General features: G+C 30.3%; 15 protein-coding genes. 13 read left to right on the top strand and 2 right to left on the bottom strand.

Annotated features, from left to right (window positions below; genetic code table 11):
• Nucleotides 1–9: 9 nt before the first annotated feature.
• The 5 genes from LQK79_RS04875 (at nt 10) to LQK79_RS04855 (ending at nt 5,626) form a co-directional block, all read left to right on the top strand.
• Entirely contained in the window at nt 10–1,653 is a 1,644-nt protein-coding gene (locus LQK79_RS04875) for a DAK2 domain-containing protein (protein ID WP_231015741.1), read from the top strand.
• A 111-nt stretch (nt 1,654–1,764) separates the two neighbouring features.
• Nucleotides 1,765–3,801 (top strand): ATP-dependent DNA helicase RecG, encoded by a 2,037-nt coding sequence (gene recG / locus LQK79_RS04870; RefSeq protein ID WP_053240814.1) that lies wholly within the window; start codon nt 1,765–1,767, stop codon nt 3,799–3,801.
• A 213-nt stretch (nt 3,802–4,014) separates the two neighbouring features.
• Nucleotides 4,015–4,572, top strand: a complete 558-nt coding sequence (gene rsmD, locus LQK79_RS04865; RefSeq protein WP_231015740.1) for a 16S rRNA (guanine(966)-N(2))-methyltransferase RsmD — start codon at nt 4,015–4,017, stop codon at nt 4,570–4,572.
• A 2-nt stretch (nt 4,573–4,574) separates the two neighbouring features.
• On the top strand, nt 4,575–5,060 hold the full coding sequence (coaD, locus tag LQK79_RS04860; protein WP_053240815.1) for a pantetheine-phosphate adenylyltransferase: 486 nt from the start codon (nt 4,575–4,577) through the stop codon (nt 5,058–5,060).
• Nucleotides 5,061–5,092: 32 nt separating this feature from the next.
• Nucleotides 5,093–5,626, top strand: coding sequence for a hypothetical protein (locus LQK79_RS04855; protein ID WP_053240816.1), 534 nt, complete (start codon nt 5,093–5,095; stop codon nt 5,624–5,626).
• On the opposite strand, the gene ylbJ is transcribed toward LQK79_RS04855, so the two are convergent.
• Together ylbJ and LQK79_RS04845 are read right to left on the bottom strand one after the other, a co-directional pair.
• A complete protein-coding gene (gene ylbJ, locus LQK79_RS04850) occupies nt 5,623–6,762 on the bottom strand; it encodes a sporulation integral membrane protein YlbJ (protein ID WP_231015739.1) in 1,140 nt (379 codons plus the stop codon). The genes LQK79_RS04855 and ylbJ overlap by 4 nt on opposite strands.
• 114 nt (nt 6,763–6,876) lie before the next feature.
• Nucleotides 6,877–8,076: a nucleotidyltransferase gene (locus LQK79_RS04845; protein ID WP_231015738.1), complete on the bottom strand. Its 1,200-nt coding sequence runs from the start codon at nt 8,074–8,076 to the stop codon at nt 6,877–6,879.
• A gap of 357 nt (nt 8,077–8,433) precedes the next feature.
• Between LQK79_RS04845 and pta the strand changes: the two genes are divergently transcribed.
• The 8 genes from pta (at nt 8,434) to LQK79_RS04805 (ending at nt 14,992) form a co-directional block, all read left to right on the top strand.
• Nucleotides 8,434–9,435, top strand: a complete 1,002-nt coding sequence (gene pta / locus LQK79_RS04840) for a phosphate acetyltransferase (protein WP_231015737.1) — start codon at nt 8,434–8,436, stop codon at nt 9,433–9,435.
• 11 nt (nt 9,436–9,446) lie between these two features.
• A complete protein-coding gene (locus LQK79_RS04835; protein ID WP_053240818.1) occupies nt 9,447–10,649 on the top strand; it encodes an acetate kinase in 1,203 nt (400 codons plus the stop codon).
• A 128-nt stretch (nt 10,650–10,777) separates the two neighbouring features.
• A complete protein-coding gene (locus tag LQK79_RS04830) occupies nt 10,778–11,323 on the top strand; it encodes a YceD family protein (protein ID WP_231015736.1) in 546 nt (181 codons plus the stop codon).
• A gap of 14 nt (nt 11,324–11,337) precedes the next feature.
• Nucleotides 11,338–11,523, top strand: a complete 186-nt coding sequence (gene rpmF / locus LQK79_RS04825) for a 50S ribosomal protein L32 (RefSeq protein ID WP_053240819.1) — start codon at nt 11,338–11,340, stop codon at nt 11,521–11,523.
• Nucleotides 11,524–11,748: 225 nt separating this feature from the next.
• Nucleotides 11,749–12,774: a phosphate acyltransferase PlsX gene (gene plsX, locus LQK79_RS04820; RefSeq protein ID WP_053240820.1), complete on the top strand. Its 1,026-nt coding sequence runs from the start codon at nt 11,749–11,751 to the stop codon at nt 12,772–12,774.
• A gap of 96 nt (nt 12,775–12,870) precedes the next feature.
• Entirely contained in the window at nt 12,871–13,104 is a 234-nt protein-coding gene (gene acpP, locus LQK79_RS04815) for an acyl carrier protein (RefSeq protein ID WP_231015735.1), read from the top strand.
• Between the two features lie 117 nt (nt 13,105–13,221).
• Nucleotides 13,222–13,920, top strand: a complete 699-nt coding sequence (gene rnc, locus LQK79_RS04810; RefSeq protein ID WP_231015734.1) for a ribonuclease III — start codon at nt 13,222–13,224, stop codon at nt 13,918–13,920.
• Between the two features lies 1 nt (nt 13,921).
• Nucleotides 13,922–14,992 (top strand): elongator complex protein 3, encoded by a 1,071-nt coding sequence (locus LQK79_RS04805; protein WP_231015733.1) that lies wholly within the window; start codon nt 13,922–13,924, stop codon nt 14,990–14,992.
• Nucleotides 14,993–15,156: the final 164 nt, after the last annotated feature.

Raw genomic sequence — 15,156 nt, 5'->3', positions numbered from 1 at the left:
GTACTAAAATTGAAACACTTAACAATAGATGGGCATAGTTTTTATAATATGATCGTAAATGCCTGCAATAGACTAGAGGAACAAAAAGAATTTGTAAATTCATTAAATGTTTTTCCTGTACCAGATGGTGATACAGGAACTAATATGTCCATGACTTTCAGAAATGCAGTTTTAGAAGTTAATAGTGCTAAAACTTCCCCAATTGGCGAAATGTCTAAAAAGTTAGCCAAAGGTGCACTTATGGGAGCAAGAGGAAATTCCGGAGTAATATTATCACAAATTTTAAGAGGAATTTCAAGTGGAATTGGTGATGCTGAAATAATAGATAGTGAAAAGTTTTCGCATTGTTTAATGGAAGGAGCAAATTTTGCATATAAAGCTGTAATGAGACCAACAGAAGGCACTATTTTAACTATAGTAAGAAGTGCTGGTGAAAGTGCATTAAAAAGCAATAAAACTGATATTACAGAATTGTTAGAAGAGGTATGTGAGTTTAGTGAAGAGGCATTAAATAGAACTCCTGAAATGCTTCCAGTTTTAAAAAAGGCAAAGGTTGTAGATTCTGGTGGAACAGGACTTCTTATAATATTAAAAGGAATGTATGAGGCATTAAGAGATGATTTAAATGTAGAACTAAGTGGCGAGATAAAATCATCTAAAACTGTTAAGACAGCTGGAGTGAATGTTGATGAAGAAATAAAATTTGGATACTGTACAGAGTTTATAATACATTCAAATGAATCTGACGTTACAGAATTTAGAAATGAAATATCTAAAATAGGTGACAGCATGATAGTTGTAAATGTGGATGATATAACAAAAGTTCACATACATACTAATGATCCAGGTGTTGTTTTATCGAAAGCCGTAAAGCTTGGGGAACTTTCTAAAATAAAAATAGATAACATGAGAGAAGAGCATAGGGAGGTTCTTGGGCTTAAGTCAGAAGCTGATAATAAAGAAAGTTATGATGAAGTTTCTACAGAATCGCAGCATAAAAAATATGGTTTTATATCAGTTGCATTAGGTCAAGGAATAACAAAAATATTTAAAGATTTGGGTGTGGATAAGGTAATAGAAGGTGGGCAGACCATGAATCCAAGTACTCAAGATATACTTTCAAGTATCAATGAAATTGATGCTGAAAATATAATAGTATTTCCAAACAATAAAAATATAATCATGGCGGCAAATCAGGCAAAAGATTTATCAGAAAAAAATGTATATGTAATTCCTACAACTACAATGCCACAGGCTATCACTTGCCTTGCTGAATTTGATTATGATGGAGAAGCGCAAGCTAATATCGAGAATTTAGCAGAGGCTATTAAAAATGTAAAGACAGGCTCTGTAACTTATGCAGTTAGAGATACTGAAATAGATGGAAACAATATAAAGGAAAACGATATATTGGGTCTTATTGAAGGAAAAATAAAAAAGATCGGAAATAATGTTTACGAAGTTTGTGAAGATATCATAGACAGCATGATTGACGACAATAGTGAACTTATTTCTGTTTATTATGGAAAAGATTGCGATAATGGTGAAGTAGAAAAGCTGGTTAAAAAGCTTGAGAAAAAATATTCAACTAAAGATGTACAGTGCAGCTTTGGTGAGCAGCCATTATATTATTTTATAGTATCTGTTGAGTAGATATTGTTATTGAGTTGTATAAAAAAGAAAGTAGCAGTGCTACTTTCTTTTTTATAGAGGGCTATATTTTAGAACAAAGTCCCTATAGAAATATTTTGGAGTGAAAAAGTTATGAATATCAATGCGGATATATCAAGTTTAAAAGGAATAGGACCTAAAATGGCAGAAAAATTAAATAAATGTGGTATATTTTCTATAATGGATTTGCTTTTATATTTTCCAAAATCCTATGATAATATATCTTCATGCCCTTCCATATTAGAGACACAAGATGGTGATAAAATAGTTTTAAATTGTATGCCAATAAAGTTAGAAAGAGAATTTAGAGCTAAGAGTGGAAGAATTGTAACTAAAATGATGTTTTCAGATGGAAAAAATAATTTTTATGCTGTATGGTTCAATCAACCTTATATAAAAAGCAAATTTATTTATAATAATTGGTATAAAATAATTGGGAAAATAAAAAAAACGAGCAAAGAAATTACGGTAAATAACCCTGTGATTTTAAATGGAGATATAAATAATAATAATAAAATAGTTCCCAAGTATGCTCTTTCTGGAACTTTAAAAAATAGCTTTTTTATAAGAATAATACTAGAGTTATTAAAACAAATTAAGATTAGTGAAAATATGCCTAAATGGCTGGTTGAAAAGTATAGCTTTTATGACCTTGATAGAGCGCTTAGAGGAATTCACAGTCCTAAGGATAGTGTTGAACTTATGGAAAGCAAAAGAAGGTTAAAGTTTCAAGAACTATTTACATACTCATTAAAAATATTGATGCTTAAAGAATATGTTAAAGCTAATAATAAGGGATTTGCATTTAAAATATCGTCAGAGCTTAAAGTGTTAAAGGAAAAATTGCCGTTTAAGCTTACAGATGCACAAAATAGAGTTATAAGGGAAGTACTTGTTGATGAAAAAAGACCAAATTCAATGAATAGGCTTGTTCAAGGAGATGTTGGTTCAGGTAAGACTGTAGTTGCTTTAATTGCACTATTTAATGTTATAAAGAATGGATATCAGGGGGCATTAATGGCTCCTACAGAAATTTTAGCAAAGCAGCATTTTAAAGAAGCTAATAATTTATTCAGCAGCTTTGATATAAAAATTGAAATTTTAACTGGAAGTGTAACAGCAAAAAATAAAAATGATATAAAGGAAAAATTAAAGAGTGGAGAAATTGATTTAATTATAGGTACTCATGCTCTAATTGAAGATAATGTAGAATTTAAAAATCTTGGAATGATTGTTACAGATGAACTTCACAGATTTGGTGTTATGCAAAGAAATAAACTCTTCAATAAGGGGGATAACGTTGATGTGCTTGTGATGACAGCTACGCCTATACCAAGAACTTTATCATTGTATTTATATGGCGATCTTGATGTATCGATAATAGATGAGCTGCCGCCGGGAAGGAAAAAAATTGAAACATATTATATAAAAAGCAATGAAAAAAGCAGGGTTTATAATTTTGCATTGAAACAAATTGAAGAAGGAAGACAGATATACGTAGTATGTCCATTAGTTGAAGAAAATGATGAGCTTAAACTTACTTCTGTAGAAAAGCTATATGAGGAATTAAAAAGTACATATTTTAAAAATGTAGAAACCGAAATGCTCCACGGCAAAATGCCAGCTAAGGATAAAGAAAGGGTAATGAATGAATTTAAAGCTGGAAAAATAAAGGTACTTGTATCCACCACGGTCATAGAGGTAGGAGTAAATGTACCAAATGCATCTGTTATGATTATTGAAAATGCAGAAAGATTTGGTCTTGCCCAGCTGCATCAGCTTCGCGGAAGGGTTGGACGTGGTGAGTATAATTCCTATTGTATTTTGATAACTGAACTTAAAAATAAGATAGTTGAAAAAAGAATGAAAATAATATCAGGAAGTACAGATGGTTTCTACATTTCAGAGCAGGACTTAAAACTTAGAGGAAGCGGGGAAGTTTTTGGAATAAGACAAAGTGGAGATAATGAGCTTATTATAAGTGATGTTGTAGATGATATAAATACACTTAAGCTTGCAAATGAAGAAGCAAAAAAACTTATTTTAAGTAAAGCTGATGAAGATATAAAAGTTAAAAAATATATTGCTGAAAAATTAAAAAGTACATCTAGATATATATGCTTTAATTAAAGTGTTACCATATCTAAACTCAACTTATACATGTTTCAAAATCCTATGTTCAAGGTATTATGATGCATATATAAGCTAAAAGTTGAGTCGGCAACACTATAAAGCGTATTATATAACAGTAAAAATTAAAAATTTAACAAAATAGTTTTTGTATGTTATACATAAATGTGATAAAATATTAACGAAAATTTGCCTTGAATTGGAGGAAACATTATGAGGATAATTTCAGGTATTGCAAAAGGGCGAAAATTGCTACCACCAGCAAGCATGGTGACAAGACCTACTTTGGATAGAGTTAAAGAATCCATTTTTGATATAATTCAGAATGAAGTTCCCTATTCAATTGTTCTTGATGCTTTTGCTGGTACGGGAAGTTTAGGCCTTGAAGCAGTGAGTAGAGGAGCTAAAAGATGTGTTTTGATAGATCAAAGTCCTGAAACATATAGTTTGCTTAGAAAAAATGTGGAAAATTTAAAATTTGATGATAAATGCGAAACAATTAACATGGATTCATATAAGGCTTTAGAAAATTTGGGCGATAAAAATGAAGAGTTCGATTTAATATTTATTGATCCACCTTATTCGAAAGATATGATTCCGCCGGCTGTAGAAATTATAAGCAGCAAAGGTATGCTTAAGGGGGATGGGCTTATTGTTACTAAAATTGATTCTGGCGAAGAAATTTATGAAGGAAATAAAAGCATTAGACTTATAAGACACAAGAAATATGGTAATACAACAATTTGCTTTTATAGATATAAGGAGGACTAAAGATGAAAGTAGCTGTGTACCCTGGAAGTTTTGATCCGATTACTAATGGACATTTAGACATAATAAAAAGGTCATCTAGGGTGTTTGACAAGGTTCTTGTAGGAGTCCTTGTTAATCCAGATAAAAATGGGTTATTTACGATTAATGAAAGAGTAGATATTATAAAAAAGGTTGTAAAACCTTATGATAATGTAAGTGTAAAGAGCTTTAATGGACTTCTTGTTGATTTTATGCGGGAGAACAACTCTAATGTTATGGTAAGGGGACTTAGAAGTGTAGCGGATTTTGAATATGAGCTTCAAACCTCATTAATGAATAAAAAGTTGGATCCAGGAATTGAAACTGTATTTATGATGACAAGTTCAGAATTTTCATTTTTAAGTTCTTCATCTATTAAGCAAGTGGCCTTTTTGGGAGGCTGTATTAAGGGACTTGTACCAGATGAAATAATATCAGATGTTGCAAGAAAAGTAAAAAACATTAAGTAATATTATTATTGTACAATTTGGGGGAATAGAGTATGAATATAATGAAGTTACTGGAATACTTGCAAGAAATAGTTGAAACGGGAAGTAAATTTCCTCTTTCACGTAAGGTGTCAGTAAACAAAAAAGAAATGATAGATGTTATAACTCAAATTATTGATGAGCTTCCAGATGAATTTAGAAAAGCTCAGAGGATCATTAGTGATAAAGAAAAAATACTTAATAATGCTATTAAAGAAGCGGATGCTATAAGAGAAAGAAATCTTCAGAATATAAGAGAAGAAGTTGAAAAACATGATATTACAAAGGAAGCTGAGGAAAAGGCTCAGTGTATAATAATTTCTGCAAAAAAAGAAGCAGAGGAAATAAAACTTGCTTCAATCGAGTATGCATATAATCTTCTGAAAAAACTAGATGAACAAATTGAAATTAGAAAAAATGAAACAGGAGATAGAATTAAAAAGGATATGGAACAATTTGATATGGATATTGAAAATGATTTTAAAGCTATAAGCGATGTCATAAGTGAAAATATTGACGAACTAAAAAGGTCGAGTAATAAGCATTAATATTTTCGCCTTAGAATTTTGCTTAAAAGTATAGGAATTATAAAAATTATAATTAAAGAAATATAGTATAATATAAAATTGTATTTTGAAAGCTGAAAATTAAAAGTATATTTTATTTCTTGCTTAGGCAAAACATTTATTAGGATAAAACATATAAAGCTTCCTAAGACACCTTGGATAAGCTTTCTTAGTATAAATTTAGTAGGAGAAATTTCATATTTCCCTATAAATGAGTAAATTTGAGATATAACGCAGAATCCCCCAAAGCACATTAAAAAGCTTGTTAAAATCATTTTTAACTCAAATGAAGTTTCTGAAGTAGAAATTATTGAGCAACCATTAGTCATTTCAATACAACCAAGTATTATTGATTTAACCATGGGATTTTGAATGTTTTTAAATAAAAAGGAATTTTTTAATATACCTATTAATACGGAGAAAAAAACTATAAATCCCATAAGTTGAATTGATACTTGAAGCGCATTTTCAACGCTTTTTTTTATAAAAATGCCTAAGTTATTTTCTTTCCTAGTATTGCTTTTCTTTTTAGTGCGTACATGTGTAATTGAAGCTTTATATGGAAGTAATATACCCATAAGTATGCATGAAAGATAACAGGATGCCAAGAGAATATATCCTGAATATTTATTTCCCAGCATTGATGTCCCCACGGCTCCAACTATAAAAAGTGGACCTGCATTAGAAGCTATGTTTATAATCCTTTCGAAGGTATTAAAATCGATCACCCCTTCCTCATAGAGATCGCAAGAATACTTTGCACCAAGAGGATATCCGCAAAGAGCGCTTATTGCGAGCACTATTGCTGTATTTTTAGGTAATTTTTGAGGCTTACAAAGTATACCTAGAAATTTAGAATATATCTCAACACCATTATAATATATTATAAGATTTGATAAAATCATAAAAGGAAAAACATAAGGGAAAACATTATAAAAAAATAATTTTGCTCCATTTATTGAAAATTTAAGACATATTTCTGGACTTAAAATTATAAATACTACAATTATTGAACATATAGTAGTAATTAATATATTTATAGACTTTACAGGTGTGGTTTTTCTAAATAAAAGAAATAAAAGAAATATAATTGGGATAATTAAAAATAGAACTATCAAAGATAATCCCTCCTAAAATATTATTTACACATGGATAAATTGCTTAACTATAAAATTTAAGTTTCACTATATACAATATAATATTTTAGGAGAATGAAAGAATATTACATATAATTAAAATATTATAGGCTTTTTTAAATAGTCATCAAGAGGGTTTATAGAATTATTAATTAAACTGTATGCTCTAGTTGCTTGCATATCCAGGTTTAATATTTCATCTTCTATTCTATTTACTTTAGAAATTAGGGGAATTTTACTTTTTGACTTCATAAGCCTAAGGATTTCTTTTCCGCGTTTATTGAAACCCAAAATTCGTGCATAAGGACAGGGCAATTTTCTTAAATGCTCTGTATTATAACAGTCAAATCCAATGTAATATTGGGATAAAATTCTTGTAAGACGCGTATAGGCATACCTTTTGCTCTTCATAAGGGTTAATGCCTCATCTATGCTGTTAGAGTTTACTAAAGCATTATATATTTTATTTTCTAGACCTTCTGAAACATCAGGCAAGTTTTTTAAAGAATCTTTATTTATATAAGTTTTATATTTTAAGAAATTAAACATGCTGTCTTTAAAAGTAATATTGTCTACGTTGCTTTTTATAATGCTAAAGGAACTTTTAGGTACTAAATCCTTTAGCAAATCAATATTATTAGATTTTTTCAAGTGGTTTCTTATTGCTGTAGCACTTGGATAATCAGATAATTTAGTATCTGTGTATAGATTTCCTTTTCTTTTTACTGTATAAGGCTTTATTGTACTATTCAACTTTTTTAAGCTTTTACAGTATTCAATTCCAAGCACATTGTTGGAATATGTCATGTCATTTTCGTCTAAAGAAAAATCTAAATTTTTTAAAAAAAACTCTTTAATTGCTTTCATTCTTGCCTTAGGAAAAGATAATCCTTGTTTGAGATTGTCTTTTAAAAAGTTTTTGTATTCTTCAGGTTCCTTATTTAATATGGCAGCTATCAATTCTATATTTTTAATATTTCCAGATTCACTTCCAAAGCACAGACTGTTTACTACTTCAAGTGAATTTAAAAGACTTACAGCACCAAATGCAAAAAATTCTGCAGAAGATAAAGAATAAATGCATGGAAGCTCTACTACAAGGTCAACTCCAGAAAGAATAGCAGCTTTTGTTCTATTCCACTTGTCAATTAAGGCTGGCTCACCTCGTTGAACAAAATTTCCACTCATAACGCATACTATTCCGTCGCTGCTGCATATTTTTTTTGTTTGGAGTAAATGATAGATATGTCCATTATGTAGTGGGTTATATTCAGCAACAATTCCAGTTATATTCAAACAAATCACCTCATTAAGTATTATAACAAATATTGTGAAGTTTTAATTTATATTATTAAATCAATTCCATAAAATTTTAATTTAAACAATTAATATAGACTGAAAATTCGCAACATACTGAATTTATTGGCTGGAAAAAAATTTTTAATTTTTTGTTGAAAATTATATTGCAATGGGTTTATATTATATATGAATATTAGATAATAATATTATTAACGTGTGAATTTATATAAATAAATTAAAAATTAGATTTTTTAATTCCAAGATTTATAATTGCTAGATTTTTGCAACTTAAGAATTTAAAATCTAAGAGTGGAAATTACAAGATTGTTTCCAAAGTTCGAAAGGAGAAAAAACATGGATTTAATTGAAAGCTTAATGGAAGATGCTAAAAAAGATAGGAAAAAAATAATATTAGCAGAAGGCGAAGAAGAGAGAAACTTAATTGCAGCAAACACAATTTTAAAAGAGGGGCTAGCAGATTTAGTTCTTGTAGGAAATGAAGCTAAAATAAGAGAAAATGCTAAAAAACTAAATTCAGATATTTCAAAAGCTGAAATAATGGACCCCAATATTTCAGAAAAATTAGAAGGCTATGTTAAAGAATTTTATGAGCTTAGAAAGAAAAAAGGCATTACAATGGAAAAAGCCGAAAAAATGGTAAGAGATCCATTGTATTTTGCTACTATGGCAGTTAAATCTGGTTATGTTGATGGAATGGTTTCAGGTGCAGTACACACTACAGGTGATCTTTTAAGACCTGGACTTCAAATAGTAAAAACAGCACCTGGTGTTAAAATAGTTTCTGGATTTTTTGTAATGAAGGTTCCAGATTGTGATTATGGTGAAAGTGGACTACTTTTATTTGCAGATTGTGCAGTTAACCCTAACCCTACCTCAGAGGAACTTGCAGATATAGCTATAACTACAGCAGAAACAGCTAAAAAATTATGTAACCTTGATCCTAAAGTTGCAATGTTATCATTCTCAACAATGGGAAGTGCAAAAGGTGAGTTGGTTGAAAAAGTTACTAATGCTGTTAAAATAGCAAAAGAACTTAGACCAGACATTGATATTGATGGAGAATTACAACTAGATGCAGCAATTGAACCAGAAGTTGCAAAATTAAAAGCTCCAATGAGTAAGGTAGCTGGTAAGGCTAACGTACTTGTATTTCCTGATCTTCAAACTGGAAATATAGGTTATAAATTAGTTCAAAGATTCGCTAAAGCTAAAGCAATAGGACCAATATGTCAAGGTTTTGCAAAACCTATTAATGATTTGTCTAGAGGATGCAGTGCAGAAGATATTGTAAACGTAGTTACAATGACTGCTGTTGAGGCACAAAGAGGAATATAGGAGGTATATTTATGAAGGTTTTAGTTGTAAATTGCGGAAGTTCATCTCTTAAATATCAATTGATAAACATGGAAGATGAAGCAGTTCTCGCTAAGGGGTTAGTAGAAAGAATAGGAATAGAAGGTTCAATATTAACTCATAAAGTTAATGGAGAAAAATATGTTATAGAGGAGCCTATGAAGGATCATACTATAGCTATAAAGCTTGTTTTAAATGCCCTTGTGGATGAAAAATACGGAGTAATAAAAGGTATGAATGAAATTTCTGCTGTTGGACATAGAGTAGTGCATGGTGGAGAAAAATATGCTAAATCAGTTCTTATAGATGATGAAGTTATGAAATCGATAGAGGAATGCAGCAAGCTAGCACCTCTTCATAATCCACCTAACATGGTTGGTATAAATGCATGCAAGGAACTTATGCCAAATACTCCTATGGTTGCAGTGTTTGATACTGCCTTTCATCAAAGTATGCCAGACTATGCTTATATGTATGCACTTCCATATAATTTTTATAAGGATTACGGAATAAGACGATATGGATTTCACGGTACATCACATAAGTTTGTGTCTAAAGCTGCAGCAGAATTTTTAGGAAAAGACATAAAAAGTTTAAAAATGGTAGTATGCCATCTTGGAGGTGGTGCTAGTGTTACAGCTGTAAATGGTGGAAAATCAGTTGACACAAGTATGGGATTTACACCACTTGCAGGGCTTGTTATGGGAACAAGAAGTGGAGATATAGATCCAGCTATAGTTTCATTTATGATTAAAGAATTAAATATGACACCAGAAGAAGTGGATACTACTTTAAATAAAAAATCTGGAATACTTGGCTTAAGTGAAATAAGCAGTGATATGAGAGATATAAAGAAGGGTGTTCGTGAGAACGATCAAAGGGCTAAATTTGTTTTTAATATTTTTCATTATAGAATTAAAAAGTTTATAGGTGCATATATTGCTGCAATGAATGGAATAGATTGCTTAGTGTTTACGGGAGGAATTGGTGAAAATTCTCCAGAAAATAGACATGAAATATGTAAAAACATGGACTTTCTTGGAATAAAAGCTGACGAAGAAAAGAATAAGGAAGCTATTGGTATAGATGAAGATATAAGTGCAAAGGATTCAAAGGTAAAAGTTTTAGTTATTCCTACTAATGAAGAACTAATGATTGCTAGAGACACTAAAGAAATAGTGGGATATTTAAAATAAAACTTGACTTTTATTTGCTAGGTTTATATAATAAATTGTGGCTTTATTCCTAAGGGATAAATTAGTGGGTTAATAATAACTAGGGAGGGAATATTTAGCTTTACTGAGGCTTAGTAAGTGTTTTTGCGATGGCATACAAGGCAAATAGCTTGCATAAGTTTGAAGCTAATGGTATTATGATAAATGTTTCTGATTTAACAAGTAAAAAAGTAGATAAGAAATCTTTAGATATTGAACTTGATATTAAAAAACTTCAAGATGGCGTTGAAGAATTTGATGTAAAGGAACCTTTGAAACTTACAGGGGATCTTACAAGAGTGGGGGATATAATATATCTTGACTGTAACGTTAAAGGTATTATTGAACTCGAGTGTTCAAGGTGTCTTGAAAAATTTCCATATAATATTGATTTGGAAATTCATGAAAAACTCACTAATAATCCAGAAAATAAAGATGAGGAAATTATCTTTATAGAAAATGATAATGTGAATATTTGTGAAATTGTTGAAAACAACATTATAGTCTCTCTTCCTATAAAAAGGTTGTGTAAAGAGGACTGTAAAGGGTTGTGTCCAATATGTGGTACTAACTTAAATGTATCTACATGTAATTGTCATGAAGAAAACATAGACCCTAGGCTTGAAAAGCTTAAAGAATTGTTTTCAAACCGTTAAGGAGGTGTTTACAGATGGGAAATCCAGCAAGAAAATTTTCAAAAGGTAGAAGAGATTCAAGAAGAGCTCAAACATTTAAATTAAGTTTACCTGGAATAGTAGAATGTCCAAACTGCCATGAAATGAAATTGGCTCATAGAGTTTGCAAAAACTGTGGATATTATAAAGGTAAAGAAGTTGTTGTTTTAGAATCAAAATAAAGGAAAATTACATAAATTTCTTTTATTAGGGTGATTTCGATAGAGGTTCAGATAAAATCTATAGAGTTAATACTCTATAGATTTTCATTAGGGACATTTATTGAAAAAGCGTATCTAAATTCCAGAAGGATAAGTCCATCTGGAATTTAATTTTATAGAAATACTGTACAATCTATTAAATTAGTACGATTTTTTACTTAAATGTATTTGTAAAGGGGTGTTATCATGATAATAGCTGTAGATGGCATGGGTGGAGACAATTCGCCTTCTGAGGTTGTTAAAGGTTGTGTAGATGCTATCAATGAATATGATGTCAACATAATAATTACAGGTACTGAAGACAGAATAAGGGATGAAGTTAAAAAATATAGTTTTAATAAAGATAAAATGGAGATAGTTGATGCAAAGGAAGTTATAACTAACAATGAACATCCGGTTATGGCTATAAAAAGAAAAAAGGAATCTTCACTTTATAAAGCAATAAAGCTTGTTAAAGATGGCAAAGCTGATGGTGTAATATCAGCAGGGAGCACAGGTGCGTTAATGGCGGGTGCTACATTTATCATTGGAAGAATAAAAGGCATAGATAGGGTTGCATTATCGCCAATTATGCCAGGTAAGAATGCGCCTTTTATGGTTTCAGATTCAGGGGCTAATGTCGATTGTAAGCCTCAATATCTGCTTCAATTTGCTCTTATGGGTAAAATATACTTTGAAAACATTTTAGGAGTTAAAAACCCATCTATAGGACTTGTAAATATAGGAACAGAAGAAGAAAAGGGAAATGAGTTAACGAAGGCTGTTCACAAAATGCTTAAAGAAACCGATTTTAATTTTGTAGGAAATGTAGAGCCTAGAGAAGTTTCAAGTGGTGATGTTAATGTGCTTGTATGTGATGGATTTGTTGGAAATACCATACTTAAAATGTATGAGGGTGTAGCATCTAACATATTCAAAATGTTAAAAGACGAGATAATGTCTTCTACTAAAGCTAAAATAGGGGGACTTTTGCTAAAGGATGTTTTTAGAGATTTTAAAAAGAAGTTTGATTATACAGAATATGGTGGTTCGCCTTTTTTAGGTGCAAAAGGAATAGTTATAAAAGCTCATGGAAGTTCCGATGCAAAAGCTTTTAAAAATGCAGTAAAACAGGCTAAGATTTGTTATGAAAATGGAATAATAGGTAAAATATCTAAGGAGCTTGAAAAGGTCGCTGATATAAAAACAGTGAGTGATAAGAATAAAATTTAAGAAAAATACTATAATAAATAAAAAAAATAGTATTATAAATATTGACGATAGCTCATATATGTAATATTATCTTAATAGAGTTTAGGAGGTGAAATTATGATATTTGAAAAAGTTAAAGATATAATAGCTGAACAGCTTGGATTAGAAAAAGATGAGATTACTATGGATTCTTCCTTTGTTGATGACCTAGGAGCAGATTCTCTTGATATAGTAGAATTGATAATGGCATTAGAAGAGGAATTTGATATAGAAATACCTGATGAAGATGCTGAAAAAGTTTCAGCGGTAAAAGATGTTGTGGAATACATAAAAGCTCATACTGAGGAATAATATAAGTCCCGTATAATGCGGGGCTTTATATTTAAAATATTTTAAGTTTATTCTTGAAATTATTTAAAAAGATTAATAGAGTAATTTGAAGAATGAACTTGGTTTAGGCGGTGAAACATGTTTTCATATGAAGATAAAAAACTAAGTGATTTAGAAAAAAAAATAGGCATTGAGTTTAATGATAAAGAACTTATTAAAACTGCAATAACCCATAGTTCTTATGCAAATGAAAATAGAAATATAAAATATAATGAAAGACTTGAATTTCTAGGTGATGCAGTACTTGAATTATCAATATCTGAGTATTTGTTTAAAAAATATGAGGATATATCAGAAGGAGAGCTTACAAGAAAGAGAGCACTTATAGTTTGTGAAGCATCATTACATGAAATATCTAAAAAGTGGGAACTTGGAAATTACATAAAAATGAGCAAGGGAGAAGAATTAACTGGTGGAAGAACTAGAGTTTCTATTCTTTCTGATTGCGTGGAAGCTGTGATTGCGGCCATATACCTTGATAAGGGTTTTGATTATGTAAAGGAGTTTATTATTAAAGTATTTAAGGACATAATTGAAAAAGCAGTAAAAGATGAAATTATACTTGATTATAAAACTAGGTTGCAGGAAGTTCTTCAAGCTAATGGTAAAATTGATATAAAGTATGAACTTGTAAAATATGAAGGTCCACCTCATAGAAGAAAGTTTTATATAAATTTAATTTTTAATGGTGCTATTAAAAGTAATGGAATTGGGTATACAAAAAAAGAAGCAGAGCAGGATGCAGCGTGTAAAGCATTGAAAGGGCTGAAAAATTAGAATGAGTAATGCACATTATATTATACCTATTTTTGTTCCTCATGAGGGATGCCCACATAATTGTGTCTTTTGTAATCAAAATACTATTACAGGAGTTAGTGATCTTGTCAATGCAAATTATGTTAGAAGTACAATTGAGGGATATATAAAAACTATACCTAATAAAGATGCTGTTATAGAAGTATCATTTTTTGGTGGTACATTTACGGCTATAGATATGGAGAAGCAAAAAGAACTTTTAAAAGTAGCAAAAGAATATAAGGATATGGGAATTGTTAAGTATATACATCTTTCAACACGTCCAGATTATATTGATGATGAAATACTTAATAACTTGAAAAATTATAGTGCAGATGTAATTGAGTTAGGCATTCAATCTTTAGATAAAGAAGTTCTTTTGAAATCAGGTAGAGGACATAGTGATGAAGATGCTCGAAAGGCTTCAAAGCTGATAAAGGAATATGGATTTATATTGGGACATCAGGTAATGCTTGGACTTCCAGGCGATAGTTTCGAAAAGGACATTGAAACAGCAAGAAAAAGTATAGAAATGAAACCAGATATTTGCAGAATATATCCGGCTCTAGTAATTAAAGATACTCCTATGGAGAAGATGTATAGAGAGGGCATATATAAGCCATATACATTAGAAGAATGTATAGATATTTGTAAAGTTATATATGGAATGTATGCAGCGCATAATATAAAAATTATTAGAGTTGGACTTCAGCCAACAAAGGAAATAAATAAGGATGGCGACGTTGTGGCAGGACCTTTTCATCCTGCTGTAAGAGAGCTTGTTGAGGGCAGAATAATTAATGATATAATATTTGAATATCTTAAGGATATTGATGCCGATGAAGCTGAGGTAGTTATTAATGAGAAGGATATTTCAAAGCTTTATGCAAATAAAAAGGAGTTCTTTAATGATACAAAACGCAAATTAATTCATGTGAAAATTAACATTGCTCAAAGTAAGGACATTCCTAGAAATTATATTAAGATAATGTGCAGCGGGTTAGCTTATAATATAGATCTAGTTGAATATCTTAAAAGTAAATATAAAAAATAAAATCTATTAATAGATTAGGATAAAGACCGTGTTTATGCGGTTTTTTGCTTCTAAAAAAATATATTATGAGAGGAAGATGTATATGAGAAAGAATACAAGAGACAAGGCTATAAAAATACTTGTTTTTGTTATTGTATTAGCAATGATGCTAAGTTTGTTGCCAA

It is taken from the genome of Clostridium guangxiense (assembly GCF_021043395.1).
GTDB classification, from domain to species: domain Bacteria; phylum Bacillota; class Clostridia; order Clostridiales; family Clostridiaceae; genus Clostridium_S; species Clostridium_S guangxiense.
Note: the sequence above shows the minus strand (reverse complement) of the source record. Positions and strands in the feature narration are given on the sequence as shown.

Coding starts and splice junctions, on each gene's coding strand:
- recG (WP_053240814.1), top strand. CDS start 1,765: ATGAATATCAATGCGGATATATCAAGTTTAAAAGGAATAGGACCTAAA.
- rsmD (WP_231015740.1), top strand. CDS start 4,015: ATGAGGATAATTTCAGGTATTGCAAAAGGGCGAAAATTGCTACCACCA.
- coaD (WP_053240815.1), top strand. CDS start 4,575: ATGAAAGTAGCTGTGTACCCTGGAAGTTTTGATCCGATTACTAATGGA.
- LQK79_RS04855 (WP_053240816.1), top strand. CDS start 5,093: ATGAATATAATGAAGTTACTGGAATACTTGCAAGAAATAGTTGAAACG.
- pta (WP_231015737.1), top strand. CDS start 8,434: ATGGATTTAATTGAAAGCTTAATGGAAGATGCTAAAAAAGATAGGAAA.
- LQK79_RS04835 (WP_053240818.1), top strand. CDS start 9,447: ATGAAGGTTTTAGTTGTAAATTGCGGAAGTTCATCTCTTAAATATCAA.
- LQK79_RS04830 (WP_231015736.1), top strand. CDS start 10,778: ATGGCATACAAGGCAAATAGCTTGCATAAGTTTGAAGCTAATGGTATT.
- rpmF (WP_053240819.1), top strand. CDS start 11,338: ATGGGAAATCCAGCAAGAAAATTTTCAAAAGGTAGAAGAGATTCAAGA.
- plsX (WP_053240820.1), top strand. CDS start 11,749: ATGATAATAGCTGTAGATGGCATGGGTGGAGACAATTCGCCTTCTGAG.
- acpP (WP_231015735.1), top strand. CDS start 12,871: ATGATATTTGAAAAAGTTAAAGATATAATAGCTGAACAGCTTGGATTA.
- rnc (WP_231015734.1), top strand. CDS start 13,222: ATGTTTTCATATGAAGATAAAAAACTAAGTGATTTAGAAAAAAAAATA.
- LQK79_RS04805 (WP_231015733.1), top strand. CDS start 13,922: ATGAGTAATGCACATTATATTATACCTATTTTTGTTCCTCATGAGGGA.